The organism is Halalkalibacter sp. HAAS-P014 (genome assembly GCF_056619965.1).
The window spans coordinates 160,523-176,062 of record NZ_JBWQTV010000011.1; the positions used below are offsets into that span (position 1 = coordinate 160,523).

16 protein-coding genes, 7 tRNA genes and 1 other RNA gene are annotated in these 15,540 nt (G+C 38.1%); 2 read left to right on the plus strand and 22 right to left on the minus strand.

Annotated elements, in window-relative coordinates; translation table 11 throughout:
• Positions 1 to 19 precede the first annotated feature (19 nt).
• Positions 20 to 1,714 carry a DUF6612 family protein gene (locus AC1FXZ_RS09395; RefSeq protein ID WP_480052869.1) on the minus strand — a complete coding sequence of 565 codons (1,695 nt, stop codon included), beginning with the start codon at positions 1,712 to 1,714 and terminating at the stop codon, positions 20 to 22.
• A 280-nt stretch (positions 1,715 to 1,994) separates the two neighbouring features.
• Between AC1FXZ_RS09395 and AC1FXZ_RS09400 the strand changes: the two genes are divergently transcribed.
• The gene (locus AC1FXZ_RS09400; RefSeq protein WP_480052871.1) at positions 1,995 to 2,273 is read left to right on the plus strand and encodes a thiamine-binding protein; all 279 of its coding nucleotides are present in this window, start codon (positions 1,995 to 1,997) and stop codon (positions 2,271 to 2,273) included.
• A gap of 141 nt (positions 2,274 to 2,414) precedes the next feature.
• Here AC1FXZ_RS09400 and yppF read toward each other — a convergent pair whose 3' ends face one another.
• The 12 genes from yppF to AC1FXZ_RS09460 all read right to left on the minus strand — a co-directional run bounded on the left by yppF (position 2,415) and on the right by AC1FXZ_RS09460 (position 7,391).
• Positions 2,415 to 2,636, minus strand: a complete 222-nt coding sequence (yppF, locus tag AC1FXZ_RS09405) for a YppF family protein (RefSeq protein ID WP_480052873.1) — start codon at positions 2,634 to 2,636, stop codon at positions 2,415 to 2,417.
• Positions 2,637 to 2,922: 286 nt separating this feature from the next.
• Positions 2,923 to 3,015, minus strand: coding sequence for a YjcZ family sporulation protein (locus AC1FXZ_RS09410; RefSeq protein WP_480052875.1), 93 nt, complete (start codon positions 3,013 to 3,015; stop codon positions 2,923 to 2,925).
• A gap of 472 nt (positions 3,016 to 3,487) precedes the next feature.
• A tRNA-Arg gene (locus AC1FXZ_RS09415) sits at positions 3,488 to 3,564 on the minus strand.
• Between the two features lie 4 nt (positions 3,565 to 3,568).
• Positions 3,569 to 3,653, minus strand: a tRNA-Leu gene (locus AC1FXZ_RS09420).
• Between the two features lie 12 nt (positions 3,654 to 3,665).
• Positions 3,666 to 3,741: transfer RNA gene (locus tag AC1FXZ_RS09425), tRNA-Ala, on the minus strand.
• A gap of 12 nt (positions 3,742 to 3,753) precedes the next feature.
• Positions 3,754 to 4,018: signal recognition particle sRNA large type (gene ffs, locus AC1FXZ_RS09430), an RNA gene on the minus strand.
• 35 nt (positions 4,019 to 4,053) lie between these two features.
• Positions 4,054 to 4,128, minus strand: a tRNA-Glu gene (locus AC1FXZ_RS09435).
• A gap of 20 nt (positions 4,129 to 4,148) precedes the next feature.
• Positions 4,149 to 4,239, minus strand: a tRNA-Ser gene (locus tag AC1FXZ_RS09440).
• Between the two features lie 27 nt (positions 4,240 to 4,266).
• Positions 4,267 to 4,342: transfer RNA gene (locus AC1FXZ_RS09445), tRNA-Val, on the minus strand.
• Between the two features lie 7 nt (positions 4,343 to 4,349).
• Positions 4,350 to 4,426: transfer RNA gene (locus tag AC1FXZ_RS09450), tRNA-Ile, on the minus strand.
• 323 nt (positions 4,427 to 4,749) lie between these two features.
• Positions 4,750 to 6,384 (minus strand): flavin-containing monooxygenase, encoded by a 1,635-nt coding sequence (locus AC1FXZ_RS09455; RefSeq protein WP_480052877.1) that lies wholly within the window; start codon positions 6,382 to 6,384, stop codon positions 4,750 to 4,752.
• A 77-nt stretch (positions 6,385 to 6,461) separates the two neighbouring features.
• Positions 6,462 to 7,391: an alpha/beta hydrolase gene (locus tag AC1FXZ_RS09460; RefSeq protein ID WP_480052879.1), complete on the minus strand. Its 930-nt coding sequence runs from the start codon at positions 7,389 to 7,391 to the stop codon at positions 6,462 to 6,464.
• Between the two features lie 144 nt (positions 7,392 to 7,535).
• Between AC1FXZ_RS09460 and AC1FXZ_RS09465 the strand changes: the two genes are divergently transcribed.
• Complete coding sequence (locus tag AC1FXZ_RS09465) at positions 7,536 to 8,231, plus strand: response regulator transcription factor (protein ID WP_480052881.1); 696 nt, start codon at positions 7,536 to 7,538, stop codon at positions 8,229 to 8,231.
• Positions 8,232 to 8,319: 88 nt separating this feature from the next.
• Here AC1FXZ_RS09465 and AC1FXZ_RS09470 read toward each other — a convergent pair whose 3' ends face one another.
• From AC1FXZ_RS09470 to AC1FXZ_RS09510, 9 genes are all read right to left on the minus strand, one after another.
• Entirely contained in the window at positions 8,320 to 9,783 is a 1,464-nt protein-coding gene (locus AC1FXZ_RS09470) for an aldehyde dehydrogenase family protein (RefSeq protein ID WP_480052883.1), read from the minus strand.
• 53 nt (positions 9,784 to 9,836) lie between these two features.
• The gene (locus AC1FXZ_RS09475) at positions 9,837 to 10,703 is read right to left on the minus strand and encodes an SDR family oxidoreductase (RefSeq protein WP_480052885.1); all 867 of its coding nucleotides are present in this window, start codon (positions 10,701 to 10,703) and stop codon (positions 9,837 to 9,839) included.
• Positions 10,704 to 10,726: 23 nt separating this feature from the next.
• The gene (locus tag AC1FXZ_RS09480) at positions 10,727 to 11,881 is read right to left on the minus strand and encodes an iron-containing alcohol dehydrogenase (protein WP_480052887.1); all 1,155 of its coding nucleotides are present in this window, start codon (positions 11,879 to 11,881) and stop codon (positions 10,727 to 10,729) included.
• 91 nt (positions 11,882 to 11,972) lie between these two features.
• Positions 11,973 to 12,392 carry a MarR family winged helix-turn-helix transcriptional regulator gene (locus AC1FXZ_RS09485; RefSeq protein ID WP_480052889.1) on the minus strand — a complete coding sequence of 140 codons (420 nt, stop codon included), beginning with the start codon at positions 12,390 to 12,392 and terminating at the stop codon, positions 11,973 to 11,975.
• A gap of 195 nt (positions 12,393 to 12,587) precedes the next feature.
• Entirely contained in the window at positions 12,588 to 13,763 is a 1,176-nt protein-coding gene (locus AC1FXZ_RS09490; RefSeq protein ID WP_480052891.1) for an acetyl-CoA C-acetyltransferase, read from the minus strand.
• 331 nt (positions 13,764 to 14,094) lie between these two features.
• Positions 14,095 to 14,265: a hypothetical protein gene (locus AC1FXZ_RS09495; protein WP_480052893.1), complete on the minus strand. Its 171-nt coding sequence runs from the start codon at positions 14,263 to 14,265 to the stop codon at positions 14,095 to 14,097.
• Between the two features lie 204 nt (positions 14,266 to 14,469).
• On the minus strand, positions 14,470 to 14,628 hold the full coding sequence (locus AC1FXZ_RS09500) for a sporulation protein Cse60 (RefSeq protein ID WP_480052895.1): 159 nt from the start codon (positions 14,626 to 14,628) through the stop codon (positions 14,470 to 14,472).
• Positions 14,629 to 14,671: 43 nt separating this feature from the next.
• Positions 14,672 to 14,962 carry a TIGR04104 family putative zinc finger protein gene (locus AC1FXZ_RS09505; protein WP_480053089.1) on the minus strand — a complete coding sequence of 97 codons (291 nt, stop codon included), beginning with the start codon at positions 14,960 to 14,962 and terminating at the stop codon, positions 14,672 to 14,674.
• 22 nt (positions 14,963 to 14,984) lie between these two features.
• On the minus strand, positions 14,985 to 15,428 hold the full coding sequence (locus AC1FXZ_RS09510) for a hypothetical protein (protein WP_480052897.1): 444 nt from the start codon (positions 15,426 to 15,428) through the stop codon (positions 14,985 to 14,987).
• Positions 15,429 to 15,540 lie beyond the last annotated feature (112 nt).

The following is a 15,540-nucleotide window of genomic DNA, read 5'->3' on the forward strand; positions in this document are numbered from 1 at the left end:
CTCACTTCTATTTATAGGACTAAAAACTGATTCGCTCTTTGCCCGTTCCATCAAAATTCATTTTATACCATTCTAGTTTATTACGCGTAACAGCCTTGGCAAAGTAAAGTTGATTATTAATAATATGAAGGTAATACACTTCATCTTCCAATTTTGTATTTTCAGCAGTAGCCACATTGTATCGGTAAAGACTTTGATTATCATCTGTATTTTTATAGAAAACAAGATTGTCTTGTACATTGAAACCTTGACTTCCATTAACTGTCACCTGCTCGGTTTGTCCACTTTCTACACTTTGTCTATAGATTCGACTATTATCATCAACACTTTCGAAATAGAGCCACCCACCCGAAATAGAAAATTGATTTGCTTCAACACCTAGTAGCATAACAGGCACTAAATCAACGTCATCCAACTCCAGAAAATACAAATTTCCCCCACTTTCATATTGGTAAATGAAATACCCTTGACCCACAATGAATTGATAAGCATCATCCAGCAGTCTTTCATGTTTCGTTACATCAGTCTGCAAACGGTAAACTCTTGTTTCTCCTGTTGGTGTGTTCGTAATTGGCTTAAAGTACATCCAATCATCAACAACCACCAAGTTTTCTGTGAATGTATCAGTAATCTGTCTACTTTCTGTACCATCAGTTTTCATTTTGTACACTTGATTCCCTCTTGTTTTATCGATGAAGAAAAGCCACTCATCAGAAATATTCAGATTGGCCACTTCATTTTCAAATAGCTGCTGTCTTTCACTACCATCTAGTTTCATTTTATATAGACCTTCATCTCTTGAAGAGTAATAGATCCACTCGCCATCCGTTGTAAAACGTCCATCATTCATTAAATTGGAACCAGAGTTGCCAAGATCCTCGTCAATCACTTCAGGTTCATGATTCTCCCTATCTTTCTTTACTTCCTCTTCAATATGTTCAAGATATTCTTGGAACGTCAATGCTGATTCAATCTCTTCGTCAGATAGTTGAATTTCCTCAATTTCATTGTATCCACTAAATGTCATATCGATCTTTTCAGAAATCTGTACCGGATCTCCACTATCTAACAAATCATATTGAAGCACATAGTTAATCTCCATAGCCTTAACTAAAAATGATTGCTTATCTATGAAAACCACGATACTCAAATCCTCAATTTCACTATGCTCTAAATAAAGATCATTAATTGACTTTTCCATCGGATCGGTTGAAATAAAGTAAGGATAAAACGAGGAAAATAAGTTTTTATTCTTTTCATTTTTCACGGAATATCCGTAGCTGTAATACTCTTCTTGCTCTTCCTCGGTAAACTCTAATTGATCCAACATAACCTTGAATTTTTCTAAGCCATCAATCATGTGGTCTGGTCGCTGATTATTCTCAGCTTTTAATAACGGTTCCTCACTTGATGCTTCCCTATAATAAATTTCATTCCCTAATTGATACACTTCTAATTCTGATAGAAATAGGTCATGCTCTTTCACTAAAAATGCTCTAAATGGCGAAACAAGCGTCTCCCCTTGTAAGTGCGAAACCGTTTCATTCCCAACCCCATCAATATACACGGAATTAATTTCAAAAAGATAACTTTCTACTTCATTCATATTTTCAATTGTATGCTCGAGTATTTTTTCAGTCGATAGATTCTCATCTACTCTACAACCTGTAGCTACTAAAATTGATAGTAATGCCATCAATAACATTGTCTTCATCTAATTCCCCTTTCGTCCATTACTTTCTTAACGTTTCTACTTTTTTCTATAGAGGTTTAACAACTATCAGACAGGGTATCAAACTAATATACAAAAAGAAAGGGGTTGGTCGTAAAACAACATCAGAAAAGCGTCGTAATTCTTACAGTTACACAGAGTTGGTTTACCAGCCACACTGTATTCGGCATTAAGCCCGAAAAACAATTTCATAAAAGATCCAAGATCCATTAAAGAAAAACTAAAGAATAGAAAGTAATTTTATAGAAAGGATTGGTATAGAATGGCTACCGTTACTGCTGGATTCCAAGTTTTGCCGAACGGAAAAGATATGTACACTGATGGAATGATTCCTGAAGTCCTGAATTTAGTAAAAGAATCAGGTCTTGAATTTTATATCGGTCCAATGGAGACCGTTATAGAGGGTGATTTACATGAAGTATTTGACGTCATTAAGGAAGCACAAACTTTAGGAATTAACACCGGCGCATCTGAATGTATCACGAATATAAAGATTCATTATAAACCGAGTGGTGTCTCAATTGAAGATAAAGTATATTAATGATAACTTTAGCAACTATGCTAAGGGGATTATAGAGATATTAAAAGGCAGAGCCTGTGGCGAAGCTCTGCCTCTTCATATTACAAATAATTTCAGAAACAAAAAAGGCGAAGCATCGCTCCCCCTGAGTAATAATTAGCTTTAATTTACCTCATCAAAATATAAAAACTCTGTTTTAAAATACAGCGAGTCTGGTTTTTTGGCTCCACGTTTGTCAAGTTCACAAAATAGGTTTTTGTATTCCACTAAAGATAATTGCCCGAAAATATAACTTTTTTGAATATGGTCTAATAATTCATTTTCATCGAACGGCTCACGCTTTTCAACTAGTACAAAACGATTAATTAGATCTTCTACTTTCATAGCAACTCACTCATTTCCCCAAGGTTTTTGATGTGTATGCGCTTACATAAGGAGTATAACACAGGAGTTGCTTTATTTATTAATTTTTGAAAATTCAAACTTGCGACAGATTTATACATATAGCTACAAATTTTAAATTGCTAATACAAGCTTTGTTTGGGCAACCAAAAGTGAACATAAGACAATGACAATTTAAAAGGCAAAAGCCATATAATGACTTTGCCTTTTACTTTCTAATGGAGATGATCGACTCTTACCTGGAAGTGGCGTGCACTATTCCATCTTACTAGTAAACATACGCTGTACCAACGATAACTAATAGAATAAACAGCACTACGATTAACGCGAAACCTGTAGCTGGTTTATAACCGTGAGACATTCCAAGCCCTCCTTTCATCACTTTTTGCGAGTATCACCCTCGCATTATCAATGTATGTTGCAGGGTTATTTTTTGCATAGTTAGGTCAACTACTAAAAGCGTGGAATTTTCGCATTTAGAATTGAAATAAATTAGCAATGTATTATCATTACTCGAGTTTTCAATCAACAAGTCCAAAAAGAGCTCACCCGAAAAATTCAGGTAAGCTCTTTTTTAAAATCACTAATCACTCTTCAACCTTATTACTACCTCTCGAAGTTGAACACCCATTGATTGAATGACGATCGCAATTCGAATTAAAATTGATGCTCAATTCGTTCTTCCGGTTCTGTTTTCCGGTCCCTTCCGATCTACTCCGAGTTTGCGTCTACTTCCACTCACTACCCTAGTAATAAGTACACCTTATTACGACAAAACAAAAAAGGCCAATTTTTGCTGACCTTTTCAAAAGTATTTATGTATAATTGCATAATGGCGCGCCCTAGAGGATTCGAACCTCTGACCGACGGCTTAGAAGGCCGTTGCTCTATCCTGCTGAGCTAAGAGCGCAAAATGGTGCGGGTGAAGGGAGTCGAACCCCCACGTCATAAGACACTAGATCCTAAGTCTAGCGCGTCTGCCAATTCCGCCACACCCGCAATCAATTGTAATGGTGGAGCCTAGCGGGATCGAACCGCTGACCTCCTGCGTGCAAGGCAGGCGCTCTCCCAGCTGAGCTAAGGCCCCAAGAAATTATAACCGTGCACCAACCATTGATTCGCACACATAAGCGTTACTTATGCAGCCAGCTCGATCAGGGTTACCTACGGCACACAGAATAATCTACTTATGGCTGCTCCCTTCCGGACCTGACCAAGTTCATAGGCTTCTGTTGCGTAGACCCCAATTGTCAACACCGCTTGCATAAGGCAAACCTTACATGTAACGAACCGCTGGATGGAATTCAACTCTGCTAAGGCGGATTGCAGATTACAGGGCACCGCCATCTCCCCATCTAGCACGGTATGTATAGTTGTTATACCTTATGTTTTAAAAAGTTGGTGACCCGTACGGGATTCGAACCCGTGTTACCGCCGTGAAAGGGCGGTGTCTTAACCGCTTGACCAACGGGCCATAAAAACCGAAAAGATTAATGGCGGAGAAGGAGGGATTTGAACCCTCGCGCCGGTTGCCCGACCTACACCCTTAGCAGGGGCGCCTCTTCAGCCACTTGAGTACTTCTCCACATTTTTGCCAAAAAGCAATAATAACTGGTGGAGGATGACGGGATCGAACCGCCGACCCCCTGCTTGTAAGGCAGGTGCTCTCCCAGCTGAGCTAATCCTCCATTTGAATGGTGGACCCTGTAGGACTCGAACCTACGACCAATCGGTTATGAGCCGAGTGCTCTGACCAACTGAGCTAAGGGTCCTCTCTAGAAATGCATTTGAAAAGTCTATTGCGACGACAAAATTAATCTTAGCATAAAACAAAATTCCACGCAAGTACTTTTCAGCAATTAAATCAATCATTAGAACTTTTTTTCAAATTTAAAAGCCGACACAAAACATATTAATATAATAAAAACGCATTAGCAACCTTTTTTTGAAAATAATTAAAGAAAGGTCAATTTAAATAGAAAATAGATCTCTAAAGTACTACCACAATAAGCTTACTCTATTCTAAGTAACTTTTAGAAGTAGATTAATAAAGAAAACCAACCAAGAAAACTTGGTTAGTTCACATAATATTACCTTACTTCACTGTATTAGATTTATTTACTAACGAGAATCCTTCATACCCCCTAGCTGCAACTTCACTACATTTTTCGCGGTAAGCTCCAACTCCTCCAAGGTAGATTAAAAACCTGCGTGCCTTACCAGGGATATTTTGTCCGGTGTACCAGGAGTCTGTTTTAGTAAACAGTGTTGCTTCAGCAACCTCTCTACAGTGCTTACTCCATGCCTCTTCTGCCTCAACTTTTGCCTCAATTGTCCCGATATCTTCTTTTCTAAGGTATTCTATACAATCAGAAATCCATTCTACATGCTGCTCTATTGATACAGGCATGTTACTTAGAACAGAAGGACTTTCAGGGCCAGTAATCATAAACATGTTTGGAAATCCAGCTGTTGTAATACCAAGGTATGTTCTTGTTGCGGCTCCGTTTTCCCATTTTTCCTTAAGCGTAATCCCATCCCTGCCTCGAATGTCCATTTTAAATAATGTTCCTGTCATCGCATCATAGCCTGTCGCAAACACAATAACATCTAGTTCGTATTCAGCTTCCTCCGTTCGGATCCCTTTTTCTGTAATTTCCACAATCGGCGCATTCTTTACATCAATCAATGATACATTTTCGCGGTTAAAAGTTTCATAGTAATTTGTATCTAAAATTGGCCTTTTCGTACCATAATAGTAAGTAGGTAACAGTTTTTCAGCAAGTTTAGGGTCATGAACAGTTTCTTTAATTTTAGCCCGAATGAATTCAGCAGCAGTTTCATTTGATTTTTCATTAATCGTTATATCTTGATACGTTTCTGTGAAAAATCCAGACCCCCCGTGTTGCCAAGCAGTCTCATAAACCTTCTCACGCTCTTTTGCAGAGTCTTCTATCGCAGAAGGCTTTGGCTGCTTTGTCGGAAGTCCACCTGTTGACTTACGAATGGTTTCTTTAATTTCTTGGAAATTCTCTTTTGCTCTTTGTATATATTCAGGATCGTATAGGTGATTTCGTGCTGGAACCGTATATTGTGGAGTTCTTTGAAAAACTGAAAGATGTCCAGCTTCTTCAGCAATGACTGGAATCGCTTGAACAGCTGTTGATCCGGTTCCGATAACCCCAACACGCTTCCCTTTGAAATCTACACCTTCTTTCGGCCAACGCCCGGTATGGTACCATTCCCCTTTAAAGTTATCTAAACCTTTAAAATTAGGAATATTAGAAGTAGAAAGGCAGCCTACTCCTGTTATAAAGTACTTAGCTGACAAAGAAACTCCATCATCTGTTTGGATATACCACCTATTTCTTTCTTCATCATAACGGGCAGATGTAATACGCGTCTCAAACTGAATATCACGTCTCAAGTCAAATTTATCAGCTACAAAGTTTAAATAACGAAGAATTTCAGGTTGTGCCGGATAACGAGAAGACCATGTCCATTCCTTGTAAAGCTCCTCCGAAAAAGTGTAGTTATAATAGATACTCTCAGAGTCGCAGCGAGCGCCTGGGTAGCGATTCCAATACCATACACCACCTACACCATCTGCTGCCTCATAAACACGGGTAGAAAAGCCAGCCTCACGTAAACGGTGAAGCATATAAAGACCTGAAAACCCCGCCCCAACAACAACTGCATCTAAGTTAATAACTTTATTTTTCTTTGCCATTCTACCTACCTCCCGAACTTTGCATTGTTAGTTGATCACTTGTTCCTCGCTTGTAAGCCCTTACATTTTATTATTTACTATTTTAGTTCACGTAAAAACTGCTTCATTTTGTCTATAGATCCTTTAATACGGTCTGGGAATACAGCCATATTAGTAAAATACCCGTGAACTAATCCTAACTCGCAAGTCGTTGCAACTTTCACTCCTGCCTCTTTAAGGCGATTAGCATATTCAATTCCTTCATCGCGAAGAACATCACATTCTGCTGTGATCACAAAAGCTGGAGGTAAATTGCTTAAATCATCAGCTAATAACGGGGCGACATGAACATTTTGCGTATCTTCATCATTGTTAATATAATAATTTCCAAACCAAATCATCAAATCCCGATCAAGACCAAAACCTTTTTCAAATTCCTGATAAGATCCTGTATCATAACTGAGCTTTGTCACTGGATAAATTAAAACTTGACCTGCAATTTCAGGACCGTTGTTATCCCTTGAAATCAACGATACGACTGCAGCAAGGTTCCCACCGGCACTATCTCCACCAACCACCAAATTGGAAGCGCTTCCGTTTAATGACGCAGCGTGTTCACTTACCCATTTCAAGGCACTATAAGAATCTTCCACAGGAACCGGAAATTTATATTCAGGAGCAAGCCTATAATCTACAGAAACAACAATTCTACCCGTTTTATTTGCAATCATTCGACAGCTTGCATCCGATGTTTCAAGATCCCCAATGACCCAGCCTCCACCATGATAGTAGACAAATATTGGAAAAGGCCCTTCACCCTCTGGTGTGTAGATCCTTACTTTAATTTCAGCATCATCGCTGACGGAAATAAGCTGGTCTTCTACCTTTGCAAGTCGTGCTAGCTCTACTTCTACCGGTGGGGCTTGTGCGAACATATCTCTTACAGCTTGCGCCTCCATTTCATGTAAAGCTGGCATTGCATTAAAAGCCTCCAAATAAGCCTTTGCTTGTGGGTCTAAATTAGCCATCGAAATCATCCTTTCTAGTAAATTAATCAGGATTTTTTATAGTCAGGTTAGTCTAAGTTGCTTAATTAAATAATATAATTTTCTGTATAATAAAAATATTCCTAATTTTGAATATATTACTACCTCAAAAAGGAGATGATATAGGTGACGTCCCAATGTACCATTCAGGAAACTGTGCGAAAAATTGAAACTGCTTCTAGTCAAGAAGAGCAATTGTACCAAGCTCTTGAAGTATATTTGGACCTTTTCCCCGTTTCGAATGCATATTTATTTAGGTTCTCCCCTTTAGGCTACCTTGGGGAAGGTATTATTTCCTTTTCTACATCTGGTCTTACTCAAATTAGAGACATTCGCGATGATATTAGGTCATTACCCATCATCTATAAATCAATTCGTGAAAGAAAAGCAAAGTTTTGTACAGGGTATGAACATTTCATTAATATAAGCAGTAAATATGTATTATCAAGCTCTACTAACTCCTTACTTGTTACTCCTATCTTCTTCGGCTCAATGACAATTGGCTATATATGCACAAATGAGTTTGTTGAGGGATCAAAAATAGATGAGAGGGTTCTATCTGCATGTACCTTGTACGGAAAACTTGTTGGGAAGACATTAGAGGATTTCTATCGATCAGAAGATACAGTTTTATTAAGCAGAAGAGAGATGGAGGTAATGAGACGAGTAGCTTCTGGAGAGAGTACAAAAGAAATGGCTGCTTCCATGTATATAAGTGAAGCAACCGTTAAGCAGTATGTAAAATCAGCTATTCAGAAACTAAATGCACAAAATCGTACACAAGCTGTTGCCGAGCTGTTTCGACGAGGTATTCTTCATTAAAATGAAGCGTTTACTTTATTAATAAGGAGGTGGCTAAGGGGAAGAAAGAACCCCTGCCCCTCCCATCTATTAACCTATACTAGTAATCTTACTCCAAACTTTTATGATACGTAATACTATGATAGTTCACATACTCATTCAAGCCAGAAATACCTCTTTCCCAGCCGATTCCACTTCTTTTAACACCACCAAACGGAACTAGATTCATTCCAAGAGGAGAATCGACACTTCCATTTATTCCTGTACAACCAGCTTCGATTTTCCTTGCAATACGTAAGCCTCTTTCGTAATCAGATGTCCAAACAGATGAACCAAGGCCATATTCAGTATCATTAACCATTTGAATTACTTCATCTTCATTTTTATAGGATACTAATGGTACAACTGGTCCAAACTGTTCACATTGAACGACCTCTTCTTCATTTTTCACATGAGTAATGACTGTTGGTTGAATGTAATAACCGTTATTCCACTGATCTGGATTTAATTTAGTACCCAATTCCGTTACTCTTGCATATTGTTTTGCTTTTTGTATGAGTGTAGTAACGTAGTCATATTGCTGTTTATTATTAACAGGAGCGAATGTCGCCTCTTTATCAAGACCGTGGCCAATTTTATATTGGTCGACAAGATTTAAAAAAATGGAACATGCTTCATCATAGATTGATTCTGGAATATAAATTCTTTTTGTAGCAACGCATACTTGACCAGATCGCCTAAATGTCAAATTTACGATTTCAGGTAATACTTTTTCAAGATTCACATCATCTAAAATAATAGCCGGATCATTACCACCTAGTTCAAAATGCACTCGCTTTAGCGAATCAGCAGCGGATTTCATGATATTAGTAGCTGTGTTTTCCCCACCAGTCAATGTGATTTTTCGAACAAGTGGATGGGATGTTAATGCTTCACCTACATCAATATCCCCATGAACAATGTTAATGACACCTGGTGGGAATAATTTAGAGATCTCTCTTAAGGCTATAGAAACAGCGATTGAAGCGTTTGGAGATGGTTTTAAAACAACCGTATTTCCTGTAATCAAAATCGGTACAATTTTGCTCATCGCTATCGCCATCGGGACATTCCAAGGGGTAATCGCAGCTACTACCCCAAGTGGAACCTTTTCAATACTAATATGCGTGTGATCATCTTCAGCTTGTTGTGGTTCGAAAAAATCTTGTGCAATTTTTACCGTTTCACGAATTGACATGATAGATATCTGAATATCTCCGGTACATCCAGAAAAAAGCATGCCCGTTTCACGTGTTAGTAAGGTAGCGTAATGATCCCTACCTTGCTCTAGGATATCTGCTGCATCCAAAAGTAGCCGGCTCCTTTGTTCAAGAGTCGTATCTCGCCAAGAAAGAAATGCTTGATGGGCTGCTTCAACTGCTTGATCGACATGACTAGGATTTCCTACAGCAACGAGCCCAACAACATCTGTTAACCTTCCAGGATCAACAACTTCTCGGTATTGATCTGTTTTCACATCTTCATTATTAATCCGTATATCAATTTGTTGAATAAAATTATTAGTATTATCCAATTTACTTCACCACTCTCTGTTTTTTGTTTTTATTAATCAAAATGATAAAGTCTTTATTTACGATCACTCATAACAGGTGAAGGGGCTTCGTTTTTCATTGTAATTCCTGCTACCATGCCATAATCGACACCTACATTGACACCGCTTACATAGTTAGCCATATCGCTATTTAAAAACAACATCACTGACGCCATTTGTTCGGGGCTAGCCTCATATCCAACAGGTGAAACAGGCATTTGCGATCCTCTTTCTTTCCCCACAATCTCATTAAAATCGTCATGCATCGGTGTCTTTGTCGCTCCTGGACTAACCGTATTTATTCGTATTTTCCTAGCTGCCAATTCCCAGCAACGAAGAGTCGAATAAATAATCATACATTCTTTTGAAAACGTATATGGCTTATTTGCTTTCTCCGGACCTCCGACGAATAAAGGATCATCCTTCCGTTCCAACAGATAGTTTTGAGCGAAATTCCAATCATCTAGCTTCACAAATTCTAAATAATCTTGAATATGAGAATTCCAGTTCATTGCAGCGATAGAGGATACAAGAACAATTGAAGACCCCTCCGGCATTTTAGGTATTAGTTGTTCAACAAAATATTTTGCTCCTATAAAATTAATCGTTACTACATCAAGAGGGGCAAACCTTTTTCCTAAGTACGTGCTGCCAGCAATACCTGCACAATGAAAGACACTGTCAATAGATTCTGGAAGTTCTGCTACTGCCGCATCTATGGAAGCTTGATTTCCTAAATTAATAGGAATGTACTTTTTGATTTTTCCCTCAACTTGTTTTATATCGAGTGCATAAATCTCAGCACCTAATTCACCTATTAGCCTTGTAACAGATTCCCCCATACCAGATGCAGCTCCGGTAATCACTACTTTTTTTCCCGTGTAATCAATATTATTGTACATTGGATTGTCCTCCTCTTAATTCGTTAATTTTTATCATAAGAGACAGATAGAATGTGTATTGCATCTTCTTTTTCTAACGGTCTTGGAGAAAATACAGAAGGTTTGTAGAATTCGTCGATGTTAGCAAGCATCTCTTCCTTACTCGAGATGTATGATTGCATCGTTGGCATATTCACATCCTGATACAAACGCCTTATAACTTTAGCTGCAATGTCGCCTATTTCTTCGGCTGATGCTTGAGCTGGAATGTTTGCTCCTAAAGCTTCTGCAACCAATTGAACTTTATCTGGAGTTGCAGGTGCGATAAAAGAAAGAGCTTCAGCTAACAGAAAAGCTACAGCTGTTCCATGTGGGATTGGATAAATATTACTAAGAGGTGAACCTAAATCATGTGGAATCCCTCCAAACGGCCCTCGTAGTGACATACCGGCTAGAGTGGCAGCCAAAGCCATCCCTTCACGCGCTTCAATATTGGTACCGTTTGTTACTGCTGTACGTAAGTGTTTTCCAACAAGTGTGATGGCCTCAAGCCCCAACACTTCACTTAGTTTATTATGACGCTTTGAAGTTACTGCCTCTACAGCATGACATAGGGCATCAAATCCAGTTGTTGCCGTAATCGACGGTGGGAGCTTAACATGAAGTGTCGGATCAATAACTGCTAAACTGACTCCACATATAATCGGTTTCTTAGTATGAGTGGTTGTATCAGTGATAACGCCACCAGGTGTCGCTTCACTTCCAGTTCCCGCAGTTGTAGGGATAACAATAAGAGGTTTCATAATGGTTTCATCTAAAGGTTTGGAATCTAGTTTTGCATAATAGTTACTAATGGGACCGGGGTATGACAAGAGGATCCTTACCCCTTTTCCCGTGTCAAGCGAGCTTCCCCCTCCTATTGCTACAATACCATCTACTTTCCCTTGTAACCCAAGTTCCCCAGCTTCATTTACCGAATAGTCAGGAGGATTGGCTTCAACCTGATCATAGTGAATAATTTCTATTCCACTCGAGGAAACATAGTCAGCTATTTTATCAACGATTCCAGCAGATTTAATGCCTTTATCATAGATAAAAAGAACTTTCGCAACACCCAATTCTTTCAACTTTTCTCCTACAGATTCAGAAGTTCCACTGCCAAAAAGCATTTTATTAGGACTATCAAATACACTTGCCATCATACTCACTCCCCTTTATATTATCGCAATTAATCAGTATACTGACTAATTGGGTTTAAAATATTTTAATCAAATGACCAATTTTTAATTTTTACCTTGTGTTCCTTATTCTTCTAAGAGCGCTGATTAAAGATTGTCTCTCCTCTTCGGTAAAGCCCTCTGCTAACATTTGATTAACCTCAACGGCTTGGGCCATCATTTCATCTTTAATTTCAAGTGCTTTCTCTGTTACGTAGATCAAACTAGACCTTTTGTCAGAATGATTCGTTCCTCTCCTTACATAACCTAACGCTTGAAGTTTATTTAAGATACCACTAATCGTAGTACGGTCCTTTTGAATCATTTCTCCTAATTGCAACTGGTTAATTCCATCTTTTTTGAAAAGGTAAGTAAGTGCTACTGCTTGAGCCGGTGTAAGTTGAAAATCTAATAATCGTTCTTGAGAAAGCGCCAAAGCTTTTTGATTACACTTAGAAAGCAAAAAAGATAAACTATCGTCTAGTTCAAACATCAAAATGACTCCTATCAATTAATTTGTTTGTTTCTTGGTAGAACTTTAATACATTTTAAATATTATTCAGCATACTGATTAATTACCATCTTAGCATAGCTCCTTTTTAAATTCAATATTAAATATATTCTGACATCTAGTAAACCGTGAAACTTGTGGAAACCCACAAGTTTCACGCAATAAGAATCTGACCTATTATAAACGCTCCCAAATCGATGCGATGCCTTGTCCTCCACCAATACAGACAGCAGAAGCACCATATTTCGCATTACGTCTTTGTAATTCATAAGCAAGAGAAAGTGTAATTCTTGTGCCACTTGCTGCAAGTGGATGCCCTAAAGCAACCGCTCCACCATTTACATTACCTATTTCTAAATCAAACCCTAACTCTTTTTGACACGCTAAATATTGTGCAGAGAAAGCTTCGTTGATTTCAATTAAATCTAAATCTTCTAATTTCAAATCAGCTTTTTTCAAAGAGTTTTGAATCGCTGGTACTGGACCAATCCCCATATATTTTGGATCAACCCCTACGACATCCCAAGAAACAAGTCTTGCAATTGGCTTTAACCCTTTTTCAGCTGCATATTCACTTGACGTGACAATCACCGCTGCTGCTCCGTCTACCATTCCACTAGCATTTCCAGGCGTTACCACACCGTCTTTAATAAAACGAGCTTTTAGTTTCCCAAGCTTCTCCATGCTCGTTTGACGGACATGTTCATCTTCAGAAACAACTTGGTCACCCTTTCTTCCCTTGACTGTGACTGGCACAATCTCTTCTTTTAAATAGCCTTTTTCAATCGCTGCTAGCGCACGCTCATGACTTGTTAATGCATGCTTATCAACTTCTTCGCGAGGGATTTCATATTTTGCTGCCAAATTTTCAGCTGTTTCAGCCATGCTGCAGCCACCAACGGTATCGTATAATCCATCCCAAACCCAATCTTCAATTTGAGGTCCACCAAGTCCACTTCCCCATCTCATACCTGGAATGACATGTGGGACGTTACTCATACTTTCTGTTCCTCCAGCAAGCACCGCCTTTGCTTCCCCAGTCATAATATAACGAGCCGCTGTTAAAATTGCTTCTACTCCACTCCCACACAAACGATTGATAGTAATAGCAGGAACATGAATAGGAAGTCCCGCCTTTAACCCAATATGACGAGCAAGTATATGCGCATCTTTACTAGACTGCTGAACGTTTGCAAACACAACTTGATCGATGTCCTCAGGATTGATATTCGCTTTTTGAATCGCTCCCTTTGCTGCCTCTGCTCCTAAATCTGTTGCAGAAATGCCTCTAAATGTCCCAGACATTTCAGTAAAAGCGGTACGCGCTCCTTCTACTAATACGATATCACTCATCTTATTCCAACTCCCTTTCTAAAAAAGCGCTTTCATTCTTAGCGCTAATTACATGTTATTTCATTTATTTAGAATATTAACACGCCTTATAAAAAAGAGAAACTTATTATTCTTCTATGCGGAATCATATCGTTTTTTTCTTTAACGACAAAAAAAGAGAATTGCTGACCAAGCAATTCGCCTTTCTCACACTTATTAAATTTCTTATCTCTTATTCCTCAGTGAAAATATATACTTATAATCAAAATTTTATAATTACGGTAAGCTTTCATTTTTATTTTATTCTTTGGTGACCTGCGATTGTGAAATACCTCTCACTTTTCGTTTTCACCTAACTTTTATGACGCTTCCCTTCCAAGTAAGTCCCAATTGCCAAGATAAACAAGATTGTATGTAACGCTATAATAATCCCGTTCCACTCCCCATTAAAGACAGTAATGTTAATAAGCGTTGAAACTTGCATGATGATAATAATGAATAAAAGAAATGTGCTTCCCTTCATAACAAACACTCCTCAAGAAAACCGCTCAATACTTTGTATATCTCTTTCTTCAGTTCGTCATTTGCATAAACACTCCAAATTACAAAGGTTGTTAAACATAACTACCATTACCCAATGAGAACAAAGCAGTTAAGACAGCAAATAGTAAATATACTATACGTGTACAGTCAATATCTTTAAATAATCCTAACTCCTTCAATCTACTCATTCCTCTATTTCTTTGTATAAGATCATCGCACTAAAGGTAAAAAAAGGTGAAGCGAATTTCACATCTATTAATTCAATTGATTTGTCTTTTAGGAATGTATTGATTTTTTTATCCAGCCCGTGTTCGGTCCATCCACTAAATGTCTTTACTTTCAAAGTAACACCTCCTTATTAACATCAAGTATGTAAATTACATCCATTAAAACAACGGCTGCTTTTTGTCTGTGAATTCGTATTGAAATGGCAGAAGAACAATATAAATGATAATTGCCAAAAAAGTGATTAAAACAATAAAAATCCAAGACAAATTAAGTAGTCTCATTATAAAAGGGAAAATCAATAAAGGAAGCCCAGCAATACCCGTTCTCCAATTACCGTGAGTGGTCATAAATTGTTTACTCCCACAATGGGGGCACTTTTTTCGGCCGTCAATTACAAACAATAACTCTTTCCACTTAAAACCATAATGACAAGACCAACACGCAGGCATTTTCACAAGTATCACTCCTTCTTCATTTAAGTTGTTGATTCATAAGTTCGAATGATTCTTCATTATCATTCCACTTCACATTTACTTGAACCATCTCATCTTCACTCACTTTCGCTCCGGTCCCACCACCGCTCATTTTAAATGTAACCTCTTTAGGTGGTTCCTCAAATTCCCGATAAGCACCCCCACTTCCAGCTGACGTTTCGTAGAAGTATTCAAGTTTTTCGATTGATTCAAACTTTTCTAACGGTCCTATATATGTTACTGAGAATATATCGCTTTTTTCATGAGTGTAAGTCGTTTTCCCGTCATCTTCTCCCCATATTTGGGTGCCTTCAAAAAGATATTCAGCTTCCCAGTACTCACCTTCCCCTTTAAATGTATATTCATAGTTAATCACTTCATCAGTAGAGCATGCAGCAAGAACTATGATAACCATCACAAAAAGTACCATTGTTCTTTTCATGTTAGCTCCCTCCTTTACCCTAAAATACACAGTTACTATAATTACGCTTTGTAATAAGAAAATGTTTCAATTTTTTCCTTTAATATATAAAAAGACAACACTTCAAAAAAAT